Source organism: Shewanella algae (genome assembly GCF_009183365.2).
Lineage (GTDB): Bacteria > Pseudomonadota > Gammaproteobacteria > Enterobacterales > Shewanellaceae > Shewanella > Shewanella algae.
In genome coordinates this window covers 2080212-2101080 of sequence record NZ_CP068230.1, presented here as the reverse complement: position 1 = coordinate 2101080, position 20869 = coordinate 2080212, and the positions used below count along the sequence as shown (strand labels likewise).

The 20869-nt window shown below is 53.5% G+C and carries 17 protein-coding genes and 1 pseudogene; 3 read left to right on the top strand and 15 right to left on the bottom strand.

Annotated features, from left to right (window positions below; translation table 11 throughout):
* Positions 1-146: 146 nt before the first annotated feature.
* Positions 147-506 carry a DUF2750 domain-containing protein gene (locus E1N14_RS09310; protein ID WP_025009498.1) on the top strand — a complete coding sequence of 120 codons (360 nt, stop codon included), beginning with the start codon at positions 147-149 and terminating at the stop codon, positions 504-506.
* A 71-nt stretch (positions 507-577) separates the two neighbouring features.
* Entirely contained in the window at positions 578-1216 is a 639-nt protein-coding gene (locus E1N14_RS09305) for a hypothetical protein (RefSeq protein ID WP_025009497.1), read from the top strand.
* Here the strand turns inward: E1N14_RS09305 and E1N14_RS09300 are convergent, their stop codons facing one another.
* From E1N14_RS09300 to E1N14_RS09230, 15 genes and pseudogenes are all read right to left on the bottom strand, one after another.
* Positions 1217-2155 carry a chemotaxis protein CheV gene (locus E1N14_RS09300; RefSeq protein WP_025009496.1) on the bottom strand — a complete coding sequence of 313 codons (939 nt, stop codon included), beginning with the start codon at positions 2153-2155 and terminating at the stop codon, positions 1217-1219.
* 233 nt (positions 2156-2388) lie between these two features.
* Positions 2389-3000 (bottom strand): class I SAM-dependent methyltransferase, encoded by a 612-nt coding sequence (locus E1N14_RS09295; RefSeq protein ID WP_025009495.1) that lies wholly within the window; start codon positions 2998-3000, stop codon positions 2389-2391.
* 64 nt (positions 3001-3064) lie between these two features.
* Positions 3065-3658 carry a C40 family peptidase gene (locus E1N14_RS09290; protein WP_025009494.1) on the bottom strand — a complete coding sequence of 198 codons (594 nt, stop codon included), beginning with the start codon at positions 3656-3658 and terminating at the stop codon, positions 3065-3067.
* Between the two features lie 148 nt (positions 3659-3806).
* Positions 3807-4478: an exonuclease domain-containing protein gene (locus E1N14_RS09285; RefSeq protein ID WP_037436465.1), complete on the bottom strand. Its 672-nt coding sequence runs from the start codon at positions 4476-4478 to the stop codon at positions 3807-3809.
* A gap of 1 nt (position 4479) precedes the next feature.
* Positions 4480-6327 (bottom strand): DUF294 nucleotidyltransferase-like domain-containing protein, encoded by a 1848-nt coding sequence (locus E1N14_RS09280; protein ID WP_025009492.1) that lies wholly within the window; start codon positions 6325-6327, stop codon positions 4480-4482.
* 220 nt (positions 6328-6547) lie between these two features.
* Positions 6548-8281 carry a sodium:solute symporter family protein gene (locus E1N14_RS09275; RefSeq protein WP_025009491.1) on the bottom strand — a complete coding sequence of 578 codons (1734 nt, stop codon included), beginning with the start codon at positions 8279-8281 and terminating at the stop codon, positions 6548-6550.
* Positions 8282-8292: 11 nt separating this feature from the next.
* On the bottom strand, positions 8293-8559 hold the full coding sequence (locus E1N14_RS09270; RefSeq protein ID WP_025009490.1) for a DUF4212 domain-containing protein: 267 nt from the start codon (positions 8557-8559) through the stop codon (positions 8293-8295).
* Positions 8560-8998: 439 nt separating this feature from the next.
* The gene (locus E1N14_RS09265) at positions 8999-9619 is read right to left on the bottom strand and encodes a thiol:disulfide interchange protein DsbA/DsbL (RefSeq protein WP_025009489.1); all 621 of its coding nucleotides are present in this window, start codon (positions 9617-9619) and stop codon (positions 8999-9001) included.
* A 35-nt stretch (positions 9620-9654) separates the two neighbouring features.
* Entirely contained in the window at positions 9655-10476 is an 822-nt protein-coding gene (locus tag E1N14_RS09260) for an SDR family oxidoreductase (RefSeq protein ID WP_025009488.1), read from the bottom strand.
* Positions 10477-10593: 117 nt separating this feature from the next.
* The gene (locus E1N14_RS09255; protein ID WP_062793665.1) at positions 10594-11802 is read right to left on the bottom strand and encodes a cyclic di-GMP phosphodiesterase; all 1209 of its coding nucleotides are present in this window, start codon (positions 11800-11802) and stop codon (positions 10594-10596) included.
* 278 nt (positions 11803-12080) lie between these two features.
* A complete protein-coding gene (locus tag E1N14_RS09250) occupies positions 12081-12560 on the bottom strand; it encodes a DUF2919 domain-containing protein (RefSeq protein ID WP_037436491.1) in 480 nt (159 codons plus the stop codon).
* Positions 12561-12885: 325 nt separating this feature from the next.
* Positions 12886-13167: pseudogene (locus E1N14_RS09245) on the bottom strand (IS4 family transposase); the annotation flags it as partial.
* A 148-nt stretch (positions 13168-13315) separates the two neighbouring features.
* A complete protein-coding gene (gene ligA / locus E1N14_RS09240) occupies positions 13316-15322 on the bottom strand; it encodes an NAD-dependent DNA ligase LigA (RefSeq protein WP_025011789.1) in 2007 nt (668 codons plus the stop codon).
* Positions 15323-15396: 74 nt separating this feature from the next.
* A complete protein-coding gene (zipA, locus tag E1N14_RS09235) occupies positions 15397-16365 on the bottom strand; it encodes a cell division protein ZipA (protein WP_062793862.1) in 969 nt (322 codons plus the stop codon).
* Between the two features lie 21 nt (positions 16366-16386).
* Positions 16387-19812: a chromosome segregation protein SMC gene (locus E1N14_RS09230; protein WP_062793863.1), complete on the bottom strand. Its 3426-nt coding sequence runs from the start codon at positions 19810-19812 to the stop codon at positions 16387-16389.
* A gap of 243 nt (positions 19813-20055) precedes the next feature.
* Here E1N14_RS09230 and cysZ point away from each other — a divergent pair, with 243 nt between their 5' ends.
* A complete protein-coding gene (gene cysZ / locus E1N14_RS09225) occupies positions 20056-20826 on the top strand; it encodes a sulfate transporter CysZ (protein WP_025011788.1) in 771 nt (256 codons plus the stop codon).
* The last annotated feature ends 43 nt before the right edge of the window (positions 20827-20869 follow it).

The window sequence follows — 20869 nt, the reverse complement described above, 5'->3', positions numbered from 1 at the left end:
TTTTAAGCCCCGCAGGCATAATTCCCTGTCGTTGAGCCGATTTTTAAGCATTTATTCCTGTTTGTTCATCTGAGGTTAAGATTCACTTGGACTCCAGTGCTTATGCCGTATAATGGCGCCACTAACCCTTGCTCAAGAGAGAGATCATGACTGATTTAGCGCCGGCACTGAGCCAATTTATCGATAACGTCAAAGAGCACCAGCAGGTGTGGGGCTTACAGGACGACTCCGGCGAAGGCTGGGTGGTGTGTGACTCCAGCGAATATGAAGACACAGATGTCATGCCTTTATGGTCTGATCAGGCAGTGGCCCAGAGTCATTGCACCGAGGAGTGGGTCAACTTCGCACCGGTAGCTATCTCACTGGAAGAGCTGCTGGAGTTCTGGATTGAAGATCTCAACGAAGATGGCGTATTGATTGGTATCGACTGGCGCGCCGAGCAGGAATGTCCCGAAGTTGAGCCAGTAGAGCTGGCCAAGTTCCTGGTAGACGTGGAAGCCGAATAAGCCTTACCCGGTCGGGAGTCACCAAGGCTCCCGACTTCTTTTAAGACTCAGAGCAGCATCTGCACAACCCTATGCCCTGTCCCTTGGTCGACATCCCCTTTAATTGCCGTCACAGCTGCTGGTTTTGTGCCGAACCCTGTGAGCACGTTTTTGCCTTTAGAGCCTCCCCCCATGCAGAACATGCCTCACTGAGCGTGCCCGCCTGTAAGGAGTGCCTGACGCTGGCCCGCCAACATACTCTCACCTCGATATACGAGTGCCGTATTGCGGTTAAAGATGCGTTGATGAAGCGCTACGCCAAACATCTGGCCATAGGGCTGAATTGGACCCGTGAAGAGCTGGAAGAATCGGAGTTTTCCTGCAAAATTCTTGGCGGCTTTAAACGCAGCGCCTGGTTTATGTATGAAGTGGCCAGAGACAGGATCAATGCCAAGGGCTGGCCCCTGTGTATTGAGGGGGTTCCACTGAGCGACGAGACGCCAAATACCGGGTTTGACTTCGACGGTTTGCACTACAGCTCAGTGTTTGCCGCCATAGAGCACTACGCCAAAAACTTTGCACTGGATAAAGACTTTCTGCAGGCCTTGACTGCGATCTGCGGCCGCGACAGATTTGCCTTTGCCGTGCGCCTGGCCAGACTCAACATCGCCGCGGACAAACGCACCAAGAAGCAACTTATCCGCGAACTGGAGCAGGAAAACAGCCGCTAATCAGCTCAGCTGACGAATTCTGTCCTGCACCGCTTCCACCAGCAGATCCGGCTGAAACTTGGAAATAAAGCGATCACAACCCACCTTTTCCACCATCGCCTTATTGAAACTGCCACTGAGTGAGGTATTGAGGGTGATATAGAGATCGGCCATCCGCTTGTCGTTGCGCACCTCATAAGTCAAACGGTAACCGTCCATTTCAGGCATCTCGGCGTCGGTGATCATCATCAAAATCTGATCTGTCACCTTGAGCCCCTGATCGCACCAGGACTTGAGCAGCGTCAGCGCCTCGCGCCCATCGCTGCGTTCAATCACTTCAAGCCCCAACTGTCCCAAAGTATCGCGAACCTGGCGTCTGGCGGTGGGCGAATCGTCGACAATTAAAATCTTGTGCCCCGGCATCTTGGCCACCAAGGACTCATCCAGCACACCTTCTGAGAGACGCACGTCATAGTGGATGATCTCCGCCAACACCTTTTCCACATCGATAATTGACACCAACTCGGTTTTACCCTGAGTCTCAATACGGGTAATGGCGGTAAGGTAATGATTGCGGCCGGCAGTCTTCGGCGGTGGCATGATATCGCCCCAGGTCATGTTGACGATATGCTCAACCTTGCCCACCAGAAAACCCTGCACGCTGCGGTTGTATTCTGTGATGATAAGGTTAGCGTCTTCGCCCACCGGCATGGGCGAAAAACCTATGGCACTGCGCAGGTTAATGACAGGGATGGACGTACCGCGGATATTGGCGACGCCACTGATGGCGGGATGACTGCCGGGCATGGCCGACAGTTCCGGCAGTTTCACTACCTCTTTGACCTTGAATACATTGATGGCAAACAGCTGGGTCGAACTGATCCTGAACAACAGCAGTTCCAGACGGTTCTCACCCACGAGTTGGGTACGTTGATCTACGGATTCCAATACTTTTGCCATAACGACTGCGTTTCCAATTTAACTTCGGAGTATTGAGCAAATTATAGTGGTAAAGCGGCACAACAAACCATGCTTCAGGGCAAATTTAGGCTAAATTGTCTTAAATGATACGCACTTGGATGCTGTTATACCGCTTGCAAAAGGATTAAACGCATAAGTGCTTATAGAGTGGAGCCGGGCAAAACCAAACCGCCAAGCACGACAAGGCCCGGCTTGACCCGTCATTATCCTGCTCAAGCTTTGCCAGCGGTTTTACGGGCCAGGATGATACCCGCCAGCGCCGGCAACTGGTGTTGGCGGATAATCTCAAAGTTGCCGGTATCTTCAAGAACAGCCAAGAGTTCAGCGTGATTGAAACGGTTTTCCTGGGGATGTTCAAACAAACGCCGACTCAAGGGATTACAGATAGCAACGCGATAAAGCTCTTCCATGACGAAATAGCCGCCAGGGCGCAATACTCTGTGTACTTCGGCCACCGCCTGTTGCCAATCCGGAATATGATGAAAGGCGGCAAAATCGACCACAAGGTCAAACTGGCTATCGGCAAAAGGCAAGGTGCTGCCATCGCCCTGGCACAGATGCAACCAGTTTTGATCCGAATACCGCCCGGCGCAGTGGCTGACCATGTCGAAATCAAAATCGAGCGCCCACACTTCTTCCGCCCCCAGATCCTGACGCACAAGCGCGATTCCCTCACCAAAGCCGCAGCCTATCTCCAAGGCGCGACTAAAAGCAGGTAAAGGCTTGGCAAACAGCTTCAACAACATCCGCCGCTCCAGCTGTCTTTGCAGCCACAAACGCAGCGGATGCCTGACTATCGATTTTTCAAAGCGATTGAGTTGCATGAATGGCAAACCACCCAAGATAATTCATGGTTAATATTTAAGGCCCTTGCGGCGACAATCATCTTCACTCTTCCCCAAAGGGTTCCAGCGGCAGTTGATCCCAATAGATGCCCTGACCGAAGAAGTCTTCCAACAGTTGATTGAGCCGCGAAAAACTGCTCACCCTTTGCGGCTTGCCACTGATACAGTGCCACACGTACCTGTGGCAGTTATTGTCAAACAAGTCATAATCCCGATACTGAAACAGGCTCTCGCCGGCGCGGGCCAGCGCCTGTTCACTGACCAGGGGCATTCTTTGATGATCGCAGGCAACAAACACCTTGCTGCCGCTGCGACCTGCCAGGAAACGCTTCACCGACACTGGCCGCACAAGGCCGCTGCCGTGGAGTTCGGCCAACATACCGTCACCGAGCCAGATACCTGTGTGTTCAATGACCCCGAATACGTGGCAGCACACCAGCATCCCGGGCTGCACTCGTTTGACACTCTGACTGTGAAACCATTCACTGGGTGTCAGCCGCGCCTGCCCCTTGGCCCCCTTTGTCGGCATATCCTTGAGTACTCGATTGCGGGCGACTTTCTTACGCTTCTGCCCTTCATCGGCAAGCCACACGGCGCCGAGTGCGGCAGAGCCGAGCCAGAGTAACGGAAGTGCCATAGCTTTGCTCCTTAACGCCTTGAGTGGCACTTTGAAATTAATCGAATTCGGGCCGCTTGGCAAAGTTCAATTCGACCAAGCTCAGTTCTGACAACGCTCTGCTCATTGTCAAACCAAGGGAATACACCCAGGAAGTGCTCACCGACTGCTATACCCAGGAGAGGAAATCGGCCACAGGCTCTTTGGCAGCATCACAGCTTTGCGCCAGAAACAGCTCACCACAGGCCAGCGCGTCAGTCAGGGCATTGTGGGCCGAATACGGCGGCAGATGATAGCGGCTGCGGCAAGCGCCGAGGCGCAGACTACCGCTTGGCAGCACCTCCTGTTGCCGCTGCAGGCGGGTCTTTTCCAGCAGCAGGGTATCTATCACGGGAAGATGCAGCTTAGTACCGTATGCCTGCTGACAAAGCCTGCTGAGAAAAGCGCAGTCCAAAGGAGCATGATGCATCAGTAAAATGCGCCCCTGACTTTGCCGTAACAGCCAAGGCAAGAGCTGTTCGGGCGCCAGCGCCCCCTGTTCAAGATGGCGATCCATAATGCCGTGAATCGTGGCGCTCTGACCGACACTGCCGGCAATACTCACCAATTTGTGGCGGGCGCCGCTGAGCTCCAGTCTGCCTTTGTTGATGGGCACCACACCGATGGAGAGTATCTGATCGCAACCCGGCTCTAGGCCGGTCATTTCCAGGTCCAGCGCCATCAAAGGCGCCTCTGCCACAGGCTTGGATAACACAGGACTCAAGGACTGGTAAAAAACCTTAAGTGGCTCCTTAGCCTGCCAACAATGCCAGGCCAGGCGGGCTTTGTGCAGCAAAGGCATCCTAGAAACTCCGGGTAAACTTGAGTCTCAGCGCCGCCTGGGCATCATGCACGACCTTGAAGGCATCCCTGAGTTGATGACGCATCAGTGAAGAGAGTGCCTGCGGCATCAGAAAATTGCTTATCCCTTGGCCTTGCTCAAACTGACGCCCCTGATTGGCCAGCCGCATATGGGCAATAAATTCATGGGCATCGGCAAGATTAAGGGCATCTTTGCGGCTCAACAGCTTGCTCTCCATCAAGGCGCGGATCCGTTTGGCGGTATTAACCTCTTTGACGCCGGCGGCCAAGGCATATACCCGGGCGATGTCATTGATAAGGGCGCTGCCCCTGTGTTTAAGATCCATCCCCTTGACCTCACTGCCATCCCTGTCGAGCACGAATTGGCGGAAAAATCCCAATGGCGGCGACTCACTTAAGGCATTGCCGGTCAGGGCCGCCAGAAAGATATCCTTGTCTTTGGTCTGCGCCAGCACCTTGTCTTGCAGCGCATCGAACAGGCTGTCCGGCCCATATACGGAGCGCATATCGAAAAAGATGCTGGCATGCATCAAGGCCTTGGGCTCAGGGGTATTAACCCAAGAGGCAAACTTCTGCTGCCAACTTGCCAGCGACAAACACCAGTTGGGGTTTTGCGCCATGATATCCCCGGGGCAGTATACATAACCGCATTCGTTGAGCCCGGCGCACACTCCCTTGGCCAAGGCCTGAAAGTAACCTCTGGCATGCTCATCCGGCTCTTCGGCCAGCAATAAACCATTGTCCTGATCCGAGCAGGCGGCCTGATCCTGCCGCCCCTGAGAGCCAAATGCCAACCAGCAAAACGCCATCGGCGCCTCCCCGAGCAGCGCCTGATGGAGCTGGATAAGTCTGCGGGTAAGCGCATCTGTAACTGAGGTCAGTACCCGGCCAATCTCCTCGGCACGGGCATCCGCACTGATAAGGTTTTGCAGCAAAAGTGGAATTTGTCGACTGACCCCGATAAGGCTTTGCAAATCTTTTTGCCGCTCTATCTCGCCTATCAGCAGCAAAGGTTGGGATGCCTGACTTCGCAGTATGTCTGTGCTGGTGATCATCCCGACCGGCTGCTCTCGCTCCATGACCGGCAGATGGTGAATGTTGTGCTCGCTCATCAGCAGCATGGCTTCAAATACCAGGGCCTGGGCATCTATGTATACGGGCTGGCGGGTCATGGCTTGAAACACGGCTTCATTGCCGGTAAGCCCCTCGGCCAGCACCCTATTACGCAGATCCCTGTCGGTGAGGATCCCCACCAGTTTGTGATTATCCAGTACCAAGACAGACGATACCCTGTGCTTGCGCATCAGCTTGGCCGCATCCGTGATACAAAGGCGGTGATCGACACTGACAGGCTCGTGGGTCATCAGGGTGCTGATCCGGCTGGTCGTGGTCAAATCCCTAGCCCGAAAACGACCTTGGTGGCGCAACCGCTTGGCATAGGCGCGGTTAAAGAAGCGATCGAAGCTGCGGCACTCCAGGCGCAGAGTGTCAAACAGCGCTGGTGGCACATGATAGACCAGGCCATCTTCGAGGATCAGCACCTTGTTACTGATCTCCTCGCCCGACAGCAGAGAGGGAAAGCCAAAGCAATCGCCCTCCCCCAAACGGTCCAGCAACTCGCCTTCGGCATCGCGCACTTCAAAGGCACCGCTGCGAACGATATAGAGCATGGGGTTGGCCGAATCCAGCGGCACGGCTTTCATCGACTTGCTGTAATAACCTATGCCGATGGCGCGGCAACATTGCTCCAGCAAGGGTTGCGGCAGTTCATCGAAAGGAACCGTCTGTTGCAGAAAGCTGCGAATAGGCAGCAGTTCACTTTCATCCATGGGCGGCCTTTAGAGTTGGACTGACTAATCTCAATATTGCCCACTCTGTATCATGCTGGCTATCTGGCTTTAGTCGAATACCGCCAGAACCAAGGCAGAAAATCCGAAACAGAAGCCCAAACCAATAAAAAATAGAAAGTTGAGTATCCAACCCAAACTACACTGATAAAAAAATCCCCCGGCCAAGCGGGGGATCTTCCATTTATGCAGCATCAGACTATCAGTGTTCCTGCGCCGTGCCTGCACCTTTGGGGAAACGGATGGATTCAACCATTTCCTGTACATGCTCTGGAACAGCGGCTGTCATCTTGGCAACAATAATCGCCACAACAAAGTTGAGTATCATGCCAATCATGCCTATTCCTTCAGGTGAAATACCAAACAGCCAGTTTTCAGCGCTGTTATCGGCAGGATTAATGAACTTGAAGTAGATGATATAAGCCGCGGTAAAGCCAAGCCCCACCACCATACCGGCTATGGCCCCTTCCTTGTTCATCGACTTGGAGAAAATACCCATCACAATTGCCGGGAACAGTGACGATGCCGCCAAGCCAAAGGCAAAGGCCACCACTGCCGCCACAAACCCGGGCGGATTAATCCCGAAGTAACCGGCAATCACTATACCAACAGCCGCCGCGGTTCGGGCGTAGAACAACTCCTTCTTGTCTGAGATGTCCGGCATAAAGTTTTTCTTCAACAAGTCATGGGATACCGAGGTTGAGATAACCAGCAGCAAGCCCGCAGAAGTCGACAGCGCCGCCGCCAGACCACCGGCTGCAACCAGAGCAATCACCCAAGCCGGCAGATCGGCGATTTCAGGGGTCGCCAACACCATGATATCGCGGTCGATATTCATCTCATTGCTGCTATCGTCGGTGAGATTACCCTTGGCGTAGTACATCTTGCCGTCGCCGTTTTTATCATTCCACTTGATAAGCCCGGTGGTTTCCCAGTTTTTGATCCACTGCGGCGCCGACTCATAGGCAACACCGGTCGATTCAGGACCATTGATGGTTTCTATCATGTTCACCCGGGAGAACGCCGCCAAGGCAGGCACAGTGGTGTACATAATGGCAATAAACACCAGCGCCCAACCGGCACTGATACGGGCATCTTTCACCTTGGGTACGGTAAAGAAACGCACAATAACGTGTGGCAAACCGGCAGTACCTACCATAAGCGCAGCAGTGATGGCGAATACATCTATGGTGCTCTTGGCGCCTTCTGTGTATTCAGTGAAACCCAGCTGGGTTTGCAGGCCGTCGAGTTTTTGCAGCAGATACACCCCGGTATTATTCCCGGCGGCGTCTATCAGTTCAGCGCCAAAACCGATTTGTGGAATGATATGGCCTGTCATCATCACAGAGATAAAGATGGCCGGAACCATAAAGGCGAAAATAAGCACGCAATATTGGGCCACCTGAGTGTAAGTGATCCCCTTCATGCCACCGAGTACGGCGTAGAAGAACACCACTGCCATACCTATATACACCCCGGTATCGACATCCACTTCCAGGAAGCGGGAGAACACCACCCCAACACCGCGCATCTGCCCGGCAATATAGGTAAAGCAGATAAAGATGGCGCAAATCACAGCCACCACTCGGGCCGCTTGGGAGTAATAACGCTCACCAATAAAGTCAGGCACAGTGAACTTGCCGAACTTACGAAGGTAAGGCGCCATACACAAAGCCAGCAACACATAGCCGCCGGTCCAGCCCATCAGGTACACACTGCCATCGTATCCGACGAAAGAGACAATCCCCGCCAGCGAGATAAAGGAAGCGGCCGACATCCAGTCTGCAGCCGTCGCCATACCGTTCATCACTGGGTGAACCCCGCCACCGGCAACATAGAAATCTTTGGTAGAGCCGGCTCTTGACCAGATGGCAATCCCTATATAAAGGGCAAACGAGAGCCCCACAATCAAAAACGTTAATGCTTGAACATCCATCGGCCCGCTCCTTAGTCTTCGTGTACGTTATATTTTTTATCTAAGGCATTCGCTTTGGCCGCATATACGAAAATCAGCACTACGAATACATACATGGAACCTTGCTGGGCAAACCAGAAGCCAAGCTTGAATCCCATAAAATGAATTTCATTGAGAACATCCACCAGCAAAATCCCACAACCGTAGGAAACCACGAACCAGATAGCCAGTAGTGCCAGTACCAAGCGCAAGTTTTCGCGCCAGTACCCCTTTGCCTTGTCATTGTTTTCAAAACCCATAGCGACTCCCCTGTGGTAATAATTATTAAGTCACAGTTAATCTAGCAACCGCCGGGAGTGCCACAATCAAGACCTTAGTCTAACCCCAAATTTACACATTAATAACAATTGTAAAAATCCAATATTTATCAGCTGGTTAAAACAAAATACGCCAATAAAACGCTCGTTTAATTGGCGCTTATTATTAGACCAATGTCGAAGTGATTTTCAGGATGGTTTGCATCAGGAAGCGGCCCTTCTCCGCCATGGGAAGGGTCGAACAAGCACCCAAAGCTGCCATAAACGCTTTTATCGAACCGAGGTGGAATAAACTCTTAGATAAATTGACCATTCAGGCTCTTGTCTGAATTTGCTCGGCAGATAATGCCCAAAAGGCGTAAAAAAAGAGGCCATTCGGCCTCTTGATTGCATTTTCTTGACTGCATTTGCAAAGTGGTCGCTATGGCGCTTCCTGGTTCAAATAGAGGACTAGCGCTGCCAGCTCCTTGGGATCTGAGCTTTGGGAGGTGATCAAATACTTGCCATTGACCAAGAGTGAAGGCACACCACGGATCCCGGAGAGCTGAGTCTGGGTATCATAATTGGCCAACGCCAGCTTGCTGTCGGCCGAGCCCAAGGTTTGGTTAAGCTCTCGCTCATTGACCCCCTGCGCCAAGAAGAAATCCTTCAACTGCTGCGGCCGATCAAAGGCCTGATGTTTCTCATGGATCCTGTTGAAAATATTGCCGTGCACCTGATCGGTTATCCTGAATTTTTGCGCCAGATAATAAGCTTCCTGACTGAGGATCCAGGAGGGGCGCCCGGCACCGACCGGGGTTCGTTCAAAATCCAGTTTCCCCTTCAGCAGGGCTGCTGTTTGCTGCATCAAGGGATCCTTGTGATAGCAATGGGGGCAGTTATAGGAGAAAAACTCTCTGACTATGCCACTCTTGGCTTCCGGGATCCCTGGCACCTTGACATAATCGCGCCCTTCCTGAAAATCGGCCGCACTGGCACTGAAACTGCCGAAGGCCAAGAGTATCAGCGGCAAGGCTCTCACCATTCTGGATAAAAAAGACATAGGGTTTCCTCTTGTTCTGTTTTTAGTCACGCTTTTTATTGGCAAGCGGCAATAAGGCTATCAGCCTCGGGGTAACTGTATTCAAAGTCAAGCTCGCGGCAGATGAGAGAGCCATCCACCCACTTACCGGTTTCACTCCCTGTTGCAAACTCAGGCGATGCCAAGCCAAGCACCTTGGCGGCAAGCGGATAAAATTCTTGCCTGGTTGGATGACACGGCGCACAAAGGTTATAGATGGCCCCGGGGTTAGCAGCGGTCAATAACTGCAGGCAGGCCTTTATGCAATCATCGAGATGCACCAGATTCACCACGGCGTTTGCTCCGGGCAGCCCTGTTTTGCCGGCCAGGAAGCGCCCGGGGTGACGGCCAGGTCCGACCAAGCCGGCAAATCGGATGACAGTGACTTTGAGACCTTCATTGGCAAGCGCCAGTATCTTCTGCTCAGCCATCGCCAAGGTGCCGGAATAGCTGTCAGATGGAGCATCAACAGATGTTGCCTCTGTGACCACGCCCTGAGACTGTGGGTAAACCCCTGAACTACTTATAAACAACAGACGTTTGATGGAACTTGCTGCAATCACAGGCAATAAACGCTCGAGAGAGGACAGATAATCATTGGCGCCGCGCCTGAGGCCGGGGGGGATATTGAGCACCAAGGCATCACAGCCATCCGGTAACGAAGGTAAAGGTGCAGGCTCAGCAAGATTGAGGGTTACGGCATCCATCCCCTCTTTTCTCAACAGATCCGCGCCCTCCTCGGTACGCTTACTGCCGCAAACCTTAACGCCTCTGGCCAGCAGTTCCTTCGCCAGTGGCAAACCAAACCAGCCGCAGCCCCAAACCGCAATATGTTTCATCGCCCTACTCCGTTGTCAACCGAGCTCAAGCATAAGACAAATAACAATAAAAACCAGAGGTGGGCCTATGAGTGGCCAAACTTTGGCCGCTCACGGCAAGAGAAAGCGGGTTGCAAGCTATTCCAGGGCGCTAAAATAGAAACTGATGCTGGCACCGGTTTGCAGGGTTTTTGAGGCGCCTTCGGTCAGTTCATCAGACTTGAGCACGGCCTCCACGCTGACCTCCTCATCCATCAGAAAGCGCAACTTAGGCTCGCTGCCATCGCGTTTACAGGCCCAGACCTGGGGTTGTCGCACCTCTGCGGTCGTCATCATCACCTTGCCGACACTGTTGTCAGACAGACTCACCAGGGTGCCAGGCGGATATATACCCAGCACCTTGACCAGCGCCGAAATCAACTGCTCCTGATGTTGGCCGACCCGATTTTTAAACAGATAACCCAGGGCAATTTGCGGTGACACCATCTCCTGACGCGCCAATTGGCTGTCATAGTCATTGGCCAGTGCCACTATCTGAGTGGTCAGGGGCAGCTTGGTCAGCTTGAGCCCATCGGGGTAGCCTGAGCCATCGATAAACTCATGGTGATGCATCACTATATGCAGTACCTCATTGCCGAACAGGCCACTGCGCTTGAGCATGTCATAGCCAAAATTGGGATGCATGGAGAGAAAATTGCTTTCATGGGGGCTCAAGGGGCCGCGCTTGCGCCTGATGGCATCGGGCACCTTGAGTTTGCCTATATCGTGCAGCAGTGCCCCCAGAGCAATATCCCTCAGCTTGTCCTTGGACAACTCAAGCGAATGACCGATCATCAAGGCCAGTACCGCCACCGATATCCCGTGCTGAGTCACGCTGGGAGCGCCTTCACCACTGGACACCAAGGCCAACTTGGGATTATCGGATTCCAACAGATGCTCCAGCATCAGCTCTACCAGAGCTGAGGCTTCACGAACGGCGCCTTCGGGATCGGACACCAACTTACTGACCACGGTACGACTGTCATTAATGGCATTCAAAAAACGCCCCTGGCTCTTGCGTATCGCCTTGCGGGCAGAGGCTTTGGGATCCGGTTTATTGTCCTTTGTTTGCTCTGTTGCCTGCTGCGCCTCGTCTTCCTCTTCAATCACATCATTGAGCAGCTCCTCGTCGGAGAGCAAGATGACATAGGGCACCCCGAGATTACGGATCATCTCTATCTGGCTGGCATCTTTGATTTCTATACGATTGAACAAAAAGGGATGATCTGTCCAGGACAGAGGCAACTTGACTGTAATGCCGGTTTGCAGGCGTGACAGCGGGAGATGGATCCTTTCAGCTTTGGCCACTCAAAGTTTCTCCAGAGAACAACTTGATAAACAAGGTTTTAAAAACCAATACCCAAGAGTCTTAACTATAGACCATTGAAAACCAAGCGTAAGACTTCAGCGCCAAATTTATGACAAAAACAGCATATTTGACAGTGTTTTAGTTCCTAAACGGCCGCTGAAGCCCTTTTCTGTTCATATTTCATCCAAAATAGTTGCAATTGATAACTATTTAAGCCGAAATATGCCAAGGGGTCTCTGTTTTATATAGCAAAAAACTGCCAACCTTGCCTTGTATGTCACTCCAACTTGTCTTGTTTTTGCCAGTCGTTCAAATAGTGGCGCAAATGAGCCGACTTGGCGAGGTACAGCAAAGACCAGAACAGCAGCAAGGCATCCAGCGCCAAATTCCAACTGAACAGCCAGTCGCTGTGACCAAGACGTTGAATAAGCAGCATGCCGTCTATCCCCAGCAACAGCGCCAACCACCAACGAATTTGCCGAAATAGTGGGATCACCACCTCAAATACCCGTTTACGTTCCGCCACGATCAAACCATAGACCAGCAAGGCGCCGGCGCCGGCGGCCAGAGCCAATAGGAAGTCGCTCTTTTCCGGATAAAACAGCCGCACCAGAGCAGCCCTGTCGCTGGCCTGGGTCAGAGACGCTGCAAACACACACCAGCCGCGGGCCAGAAACAGCACTATGATGTAAAGCAGTAACGGCGGCTTGATATGCCCGTTATTGTCGAGCCAGCGTACATGTTCAAATTTAAGCAAGGGCAGAATTCCATCATTGTGACTCACCCAGACAGGGCCTGGCGCAGCCATCATAAAAAAGTAACCGAAAGCGCTCACGCTTGTGACTGACCCCGGCTTCTAGGCAGATGAACCTACAGGCCTTGAGTCCGAAGCATCTTCCAAAACAATGAGGTGGGTCCTGCGGCGGCGCAATTCAAGTTGTGTAAGGCAAATAAGCTAAATAAGGGGGGCTTGAACAGACTGTTTGGCTTTTTTGAGTCTGAAATGTTAAGAGTCCTTATCAACTCGGGTCAGTTGATGCTAAGTGAACATAAAAAAGCCCCGCAGCTTAGCGCAACGTAGTTCACTTAAGCGGAGCTGCCTTGTGATTAACAGGATATCGGGTCTTTGATATTTTTACCGCCCTGGGCCGATTTGGCTTAGGGCGTTTGTCTATAAAAAGGATGGACAAGTCTCCTCGCAGACTGTTTAGACGCTTCGGCGTATTACCTGGTGACACCGCTTTGCTCATGACTTTGAGCTGACTTGCGATGAACTGACAAGCGTACTTAAAGCTGATTTCATTGGGCATTCGACCATGCTCTACTGCCGCTTGGCTCGCTTCTCGTCTCACCAAGTTATAACCAAAGTCGGCAAAGCAGTTTTGAATAGACATAAAAAATCGGAAACCTACAAACAGGTTTCCGACTGTCTCTCATCAGGAGGTTCGGTCAACCGATCCTTATCTGATCTACGTTGCGCAGCTTGGCGGGGCTTAAACAGAGAAATAAAGCTCAGGGCTGCAGCAGCGCCAGCAGGCCGGCTTCATCCAACACCTTGACCCCCAGCTCATTGGCCTTGGTCAATTTGGATCCAGCGGCCTCGCCGGCCACCACGCAGTCTGTCTTCTTGGAAACACTGCCGGACACTTTGGCGCCGAGCGCCTCCAGCTGCGCCTTGGCGTCAGTGCGGCTCATCTGGCTCAGGGTGCCGGTCAATACCCAGGTCTGCCCCTTGAGCGGTTGCTCGTCTTCAGACGGCGCTTCGATGGCCGGCCAGGTCACCCCGGCGGCCAGCAGCTTATCTATCACCTCAAGGTTGTGGGGCTGAGCAAAGAAGTGCGCCACATGCTGAGCCACTATGGTACCGACATCTTCCACTTCGATAAGCTGCTCGACACTCGCCTGCTTCAGGGCATCCAACTCTTTAAAGTGCCGTGCCAGGTTGGCAGCGGTAGACTCGCCTACCTCACGGATCCCCAAAGCGTAGAGAAACTTGGCCAGGGTTGTTTGTTTGGCCGCTTCTATGGCCTGCACCAGATTGGTGGCCGACTTGAGCCCCATCCGCTCCAGCATGGTCAGGGCCGAAGCCGTGAGTGAGAACAGATCCGCCGGGCTCTCTACCAGCTCCTTATCGATCAGCTGCTCGACTATCTTGTCGCCCATGCCGTCTATATCCAGCGCCTTGCGGGAGGCAAAGTGTTTGATGGCTTCCTTGCGCTGCGCTTCGCAGAACAGGCCACCTGTGCAGCGGGCCACGGCTTCGCCCTCGAGGCGTTCTACCTGAGAACCACAAACCGGGCATTGCTCCGGGAAACTGATCTCTTTGGCACCCTCAGGTCTTTTTTCCGGCACCACGGCAACCACTTGCGGGATAACATCACCGGCGCGGCGAATGATCACAGTATCGCCAACTTTAACCCCAAGGCGGGCGATTTCGTCGGCGTTGTGCAAGGTGGCGTTGGAAACTGTCACCCCACCGACAAACACAGGCTTGAGCCTGGCGACCGGTGTCACGGCGCCGGTGCGGCCTACCTGAAAGTCGACCCCTTCGAGCAGAGTCATCTCTTCCTGGGCCGGAAACTTATAGGCGATGGCCCAGCGCGGTGCACGGGAGACAAATCCCAGTGTCTGCTGTGCTTCTATACTGTTGACCTTGAATACCACACCATCGATTTCATAGGCCAAAGCACTGCGGCGCGCCATAATATCCCGGTAGTAGTCATCCACTTCGCTGAGGTCCTTGGCAAGGCGGATCTCACTGCTGACCGGCAATCCCCAGGTTTTAAGCTGCTGCAACTGCCCAAGATGGGTGTCCGCCAGCGGGAAGGATTCCGGCTCAACCACACCCAATGCATAAGCGTAAAACGCCAGTGCCCGGGAGGCAGTGATCTTGGAGTCCAGCTGCCGCAAACTGCCGGCGGCGGCATTACGCGGATTGACAAACAGCTTGTCTCCCTTGACCCGGTTACGCTCGTTGAGCGCCTCGAAGGCCGCCTTGGGCATGAATACTTCCCCGCGCACTTCCAACAGCGGCGGATAATCATCGCCCCTGAGTTTCAGCGGCACCGCCCGAATGGTACGAACGTTTTCGGTAATATCTTCACCGACCGCGCCATCGCCCCGGGTGGCGGCGCGCTCCAGCACACCATCGCGATAGAGGATACTGACCGCCAGACCATCGAGTTTGGGCTCGCAGCAATAGCTGAACTCGCCGACTCTGTCAGTCACCCGCTTATGGAAGGCGGCAAAGTCTTCTTCACTGAAGGCGTTGTCCAGACTGAGCATAGGTTTGAGGTGAGTCACCTGTTCAAACTTGGCCAGCGCCAGACCACCGACTCTGAGGCTTGGCGAGTCGCTGCGTTGCAGCTCAGGGTGCTCGGCCTCCAGCATCTTGAGCCGCTGCATCAGGCGGTCATATTCGGCATCGGGAATGCTGGGGTTGTCATCCACATAGTAGCGAATGTTGTGCTCGTTAATGGTACTTATCAGCTGATCAATTTCGTTTTCAATGGCTTGCATAAAAATTCCGCACAAAACAAAGGCCGCAGAGGCGGCCTTGGATAGAGAGACTCACACAGGCTCCCTGATGGATATCAGCCCTGAGCCCGAATACGGCCCAGGTAAGCTTGTTTGGTGTCCTGATGCCATGGCTGACGCTGGCCGTCCAGCAGATCGGCACCAAGATCATCCGCCAATTGATGGGCGGAATTGAGCATGATGGAAAAGTTCATCAGTGGATCACCGTGACAAGGCAAGGTCATAAACAGAACTATCCCTTGAGTGTTGAACTGCTCCATGTTGTCCGGGTCAAACACCCCGGGCTTAACCATGTTGGCCAGGGAAAACAGCACCCGACCTGTGCCGGCGTTGTCTTCATGGCGATGGAAAATGTTCATGTCACCAAACTTGAAGTTCAGTGCCAACAGGCAAGGCAGCAGCTCAGCGCCGCTGAGGCTCTCGCCCTCTTTGGCAACCACATGCAGTACCAAAACATCTGTGGGATCGGGCAATTCATCGTGGCGCGATTCTTCCTTGGCCTGCTCGCGGGTCTGTTGTTCAGTGGCAAGTTGTGGCTCTGGCTGGCTGTTTACCTGATGATCGGCCTGGGGTGTGGTTTGAGTGTCGCTGTGATTATCAGCACCCAGCCCAAGCTCCATCTGCATTTCGGCAATATCTTCTTCATCATCGATATGTAACACAGGCTCTTGTCGTTGTGGCTTGCTGTTCACTCTCGGCTCGGGTTTGGCGCCTGAGAGGGAAAACGACTGTTCGCCTTCAACTTCATCCTGCTGAGGCGGCTGGAAACCAGGTTTACGCAACTTGCTGCTCTTGAGCTTGGGCGGCTTCTCGTCCGGCGAAACTTTACGCACCCTCACCTCACCAATTCCATCGGCATCGAAACCTTCGCTGTCACGCCGGGCCTGGTCCTTGTAGAAACCTGTCAGCGGATTTTCTTTAAGCGACTTGGGCTGCTGTTTGCGGATAGACCAGAAACCGTGAACCAGCACGGCGATGATGGCAATCGCACCCAACACAAACAATACCAGTTGCAAATTTTCCATTGGTTACCTGTTTTCCTATGGTTATCCGGCGTCGGCCATAGCCACCGCTTCTTCAATATCGACTGCGACTATGCGAGAGACACCCGGCTCATGCATAGTGACACCTATCAACTGATCAGCCATCTCCATGGTGAGTTTATTGTGGCTGATATAGATAAACTGTACGCTGTCCGACATCTCCTGCAAAAGGCGGCAGAATCTGTCGACGTTGGCGTCATCCAAGGGTGCATCGACCTCATCCAGCATACAAAAAGGCGCCGGATTGAGCCTGAAAATCGCAAACACCAATGATAAAGCCGTCAGTGCCTTTTCTCCACCCGAAAGTAGATGAATCGTGCTGTTCTTCTTGCCCGGTGGCCGAGCCATGATGGTCACTCCGGTATCGAGCAAATCATCATCTGTCAGTGCCAAATAGGCACTGCCGCCACCAAATACCTTGGGAAACAACTCGCCCAGTCCGGCATTGACCTGCTCAAAAGTCGCCTTGAAGCGACTGCGGGTTTCCCTGTCTATCTTGCGGATCGCCTCTTCGAGACTGGCCAGCGCCTTGTTGAGATCTTCATCCTGGGCATCGAGATAAGCCTTCCGCTCTTTTTGCTGCTCATACTCTTCAATGGCCGCCAAGTTAATGGCGCCGAGGCGACTTATCTTGCGCCGAACCGATTCCAGCTGGTCCTGCCAGGGCGTTATTTCCGCCTCATCCGGCAGGTTTGCCGCCACTTCATGCAGCTTGATCTGTTGCTCGCTGAGCTGCGCCAATTGGCTGTCGGCCTGACCTTTCAATCCCTCGCGACGTAACTTTAACGTGCTGATTGTCTGAGTCAAGTGCTCCAGTTGTCCAAGCTGTTGTTTTTGCTTTAAAGCTGTACTATCCAACTGCTGTTGCTGCTCGGCAAGTTTGGCCCGGGTGCGCTCAAGCTCCGTCTGCATCCCGTGTTGCTGCGCAAGCAATCCTTCCAGGCGTTGCTCCAGCGGTTGCAGCTCGGCTGTATCTGCATCTTGCTGCGGTTTATCCAACAATTCCCTGCGCTTGTGCTCGGCCTGCTGCAACTGCTCGGTCAACTGTTTACGCCGCTGCGATGCCAACGCCAAGGCGGTTTTCTGCTCCGCCAGAGTCCCGTTCAAGGTTTTTAACTGGCGCTCGAGTTCGCTCAGGCTGACTTTAAGGCTGTTTTTTTGCTGATTGGCCTCGTTGTGGCGCTCACTCAGCAATCGCTCCTGCCGCTGGCGCTCATACAGAGTATCATCGGCAGCAAACTGACTCTCAATCAGCGTCTCCAGCTCAAACTGCTCCTGCTCGAGGCGCTCTTTCAACTCGGCGATTTCCGCTTCTATCTGTTGCCTTTGTCTGAGTTCGCGTGCCGCCTGCTCGGTGGCCGCCTCACAAGCCATCACTGCGCGGGCCAACGCCAGTTGCTGTTGCTGTAGCGCCTCGGACTTGAGCTGCTGAGCCTGCCTTAATTCGTTGAACCTATCCTGAGCCGCAGTGGTTTGTTGCTGCGCCTGCCGGCTCTCGCTTGCAAGCTTATCGAGCTCAGCCTGAATGGCGCCCTGCTCGCCGGTCAGCTTCACCAATGACTGGCCATCCTCGGCGAGCGTCAGCTTTACATCATGCGCAAAAAGGTTGCCATCGCGGCAGAGGATTAGCTCCCCCTCTGCCAGCCCCTGCTCGAGCAAGTTCGATGCCTGCTGCGCCGACTCGGCCCAGCGCACCCTGTTAAGCCAGGGACTTAAGTTGACGCTGGCGCTGACCGGCCCCCAACTTTGGCGACGAGTCTGAGCAAAACCTTTGCCATCAAATGGTTTGGAGTCAGGATAGACAGCGGCACGCATCAAGGGGCCAAGCCAGGCCTCAACCACTTGCTCCCAACCGGCCTCAACCTGAATTTCCTGCCAAAGCTGAGTCAAGGCAGTTTGTGTTTCTTGCGTTGCTTGAGCGGCGCCTTCGAGCCACTGACTTATCAGCTCCAGGCGGCCAACTAGCCCCGAGCGGCGCTGCACCAACTGCTGCTCCGCTTGTCTTGCCTGCTCCAGCGCCTCCTGGGCCTTGGTCAACTCTGCGCCATGCCGTTCGATATCGGTTTTAGCTGCCGCCAATTGTGACTCACACAAGCTGACCTGCTGCTGAAGTTCTGCCGGGTTTGCCCCGTTATCGGCCTCAGGTTGCTGCAATCTTGCACTGAGCTTATCAAGCTGCTCGCTGCGCTGGGCATGTTGCTGCTTAAGATGCTGCTCCCGGGTAGCGGCCAGCTCCTGTTGATGCTTGATATCTCTGACCGCAGTCACCGCCTGTTGCAACTCGCCGGCAAGGCTTTCACTTTGCGAGAGCGCCGCTTCATACTGCTGGCTCAGTTCAAACTGCTGCTCATCCAGCTCTTCCTGGCGCGGCAAATGTTGCTGCAAACTGTCATCCAGGGTTTGCTCCTGCTGCTTGGCCTGAGTCAGCTCCTCATTCAATGTGGTGATTTGCTGTTGCAGCGCACCCAATTCAGATGCCTGCTGTTTATCCCGTTCTTTGAGATACTTGAGCTGCTGCTCGATACGGGCGATTTCAGTGTTGTTGTGATAAAAATCGGCAACCTGGCGCTGCTCCTTTTCACTGAGTTCATCCTGAGCCAGCTTTTGCCGAGTCAGGCTCAACTCCAACTCTTGCTTCTGCGCCTGCTGCTGGGCCAGCTCTGTCTCCAGCCTTTCTATCTCGCTGTTTTGCGCTTCGGCCTGCTCATTGAGCTCCAAGAAACGCATCACCAAGAGTTCGGCATGCAAGCGCCGCTCGCTTTGCTTGTATTCCCGATAGCGTTTGGCGGCCTGAGCCTGAATCGTCAACTTATCCAGTTGCTTACCCAGCTCGGAGCGAATATCCCCCAGGCGCTCAAGGTTTTCGCGGGTATGGCGAATACGGTTTTCCGTGTCCTTGCGCCGCTCTTTGTAACGGGAGATACCTGCGGCCTCTTCGATAAAGACCCTGAGTTCCTGCGGTTTGCATTCGATCAAGCGGGAGATGGTGCCCTGGCCTATAATGGCGTAGCTGCGCGGCCCAAGGCCGGTGCCCATAAAGATATCCGTAATATCCTTGCGGCGGCATTTTTGACCGTTGAGAAAATAAAGGGCTTCGCCATCGCGGGAGACCTGGCGCTTGACGGAGATTTCGCCGTAGTTGGCATACTGGCCGCCGATACGCCCAAGGGCGTTGTCGAATACCAGCTCAACGCCGGCGACAGAAACAGGCTTACGAGCACTGGAGCCGTTAAAGATAACATCGGCCATGGAGTCACCGCGCAGGTGTTTGGCCGAGCTTTCACCCAGCACCCAGCGCACGGCATCAATCACATTGGATTTACCGCAGCCATTGGGGCCGATAATGGCCGTCAGCGGATTGAGAAAAGGGATTTTGGTAGCATCGACAAATGACTTGAAGCCAGCGAGTTTTATCTGTTTGAGTCTCATATTTGCCGTTGGATGTCAGTGCCGATTGTTTTTGTTTTGCGGGCCAATCCTGAAGGGAATTCAATAGCCTGATTGAAACGCCGCCGTCCTGGCCCAATAAGCTGTATAAGCGCTGTCACTTTAGCAAAGCGGGCCGCATTTTGTAACGCTTTTTATTCCCTTGGCTGCGTTTTTCCCTTGTTTTCGTGGCCTTGGTTGCTCAAAATCGGCCCTAAGTGTTCTTTTATTGAGAGTAAGTGGTACATGTCCGCATCTTCAAGACCCGCCAAGAGCGGCGTCAACTATTTTCTCGAAGGCTTTAGCCTAATCAAACGTCCGGGCTTGCGCAGCTTTGTGTTTATTCCGCTGATGATCAACCTGCTGTTGTTTGCCGGAGTCATCTATTTTGCCATAGGCCAACTGGGGAATGTGTTTGCCTGGCTCGAAGGCCAACTGCCCGACTATCTCAGTTGGCTTAATGTGATCCTCTGGCCACTGGCGATTATCACCCTGTTGGTGCTGCTGTCGTTTATCTTCAGCTCTGTGATGAACTGGCTGGCAGCGCCATTTAACGGCCTGTTGGCCGAAAAGGTGGAGCAACTACTGACCGGCAAGCCGCTCAATACCGGCGGCACCTTGGATTTAATCAAGGATCTGCCGCGGATCCTCGGCCGCGAATGGCAAAAGCTGGTGTATTACCTGCCGCGAGCCATACTGATCTTACTGCTGTTTTTTATTCCTGTGATTGGCCAAACCGTTTTCCCTGTGGTCTGGTTTATCTTCAGTGCCTGGATGATGAGCATCCAATACTGTGACTATCCTTTCGATAACCACAAGGTGGCGTTCAAAGAGATGAAGTTTGCCCTGAAAAATACCAAGGGCAGCAGTATGAGCTTCGGCGCCGCCGTCACCCTGTTTTCCATGATCCCTATTGTCAACTTTATCGTGATGCCGGTTGCCATTTGCGGTGCCACCTCCATGTGGGTCGACAAGTATCGCGAAGCCTATCGCAATCCGGCCATAGCACCAGATTAAGCGCCGTAAGGCCAATTGAGACACAAAAATGCCTGCAGTTGCA

Excerpts from the sequence above, each read along its gene's own strand:
- E1N14_RS09310 (WP_025009498.1), top strand. The coding sequence starts at position 147 with ATGACTGATTTAGCGCCGGCACTGAGCCAATTTATCGATAACGTCAAA.
- E1N14_RS09305 (WP_025009497.1), top strand. The coding sequence starts at position 578 with ATGCCCTGTCCCTTGGTCGACATCCCCTTTAATTGCCGTCACAGCTGC.
- E1N14_RS09300 (WP_025009496.1), bottom strand. The coding sequence starts at position 2,155 with ATGGCAAAAGTATTGGAATCCGTAGATCAACGTACCCAACTCGTGGGT.
- E1N14_RS09295 (WP_025009495.1), bottom strand. The coding sequence starts at position 3,000 with ATGCAACTCAATCGCTTTGAAAAATCGATAGTCAGGCATCCGCTGCGT.
- E1N14_RS09290 (WP_025009494.1), bottom strand. The coding sequence starts at position 3,658 with ATGGCACTTCCGTTACTCTGGCTCGGCTCTGCCGCACTCGGCGCCGTG.
- E1N14_RS09285 (WP_037436465.1), bottom strand. The coding sequence starts at position 4,478 with ATGCCTTTGCTGCACAAAGCCCGCCTGGCCTGGCATTGTTGGCAGGCT.
- E1N14_RS09280 (WP_025009492.1), bottom strand. The coding sequence starts at position 6,327 with ATGGATGAAAGTGAACTGCTGCCTATTCGCAGCTTTCTGCAACAGACG.
- E1N14_RS09275 (WP_025009491.1), bottom strand. The coding sequence starts at position 8,281 with ATGGATGTTCAAGCATTAACGTTTTTGATTGTGGGGCTCTCGTTTGCC.
- E1N14_RS09270 (WP_025009490.1), bottom strand. The coding sequence starts at position 8,559 with ATGGGTTTTGAAAACAATGACAAGGCAAAGGGGTACTGGCGCGAAAAC.
- E1N14_RS09265 (WP_025009489.1), bottom strand. The coding sequence starts at position 9,619 with ATGTCTTTTTTATCCAGAATGGTGAGAGCCTTGCCGCTGATACTCTTG.
- E1N14_RS09260 (WP_025009488.1), bottom strand. The coding sequence starts at position 10,476 with ATGAAACATATTGCGGTTTGGGGCTGCGGCTGGTTTGGTTTGCCACTG.
- ligA (WP_025011789.1), bottom strand. The coding sequence starts at position 15,322 with ATGCAAGCCATTGAAAACGAAATTGATCAGCTGATAAGTACCATTAAC.
- zipA (WP_062793862.1), bottom strand. The coding sequence starts at position 16,365 with ATGGAAAATTTGCAACTGGTATTGTTTGTGTTGGGTGCGATTGCCATC.
- E1N14_RS09230 (WP_062793863.1), bottom strand. The coding sequence starts at position 19,812 with ATGAGACTCAAACAGATAAAACTCGCTGGCTTCAAGTCATTTGTCGAT.
- cysZ (WP_025011788.1), top strand. The coding sequence starts at position 20,056 with ATGTCCGCATCTTCAAGACCCGCCAAGAGCGGCGTCAACTATTTTCTC.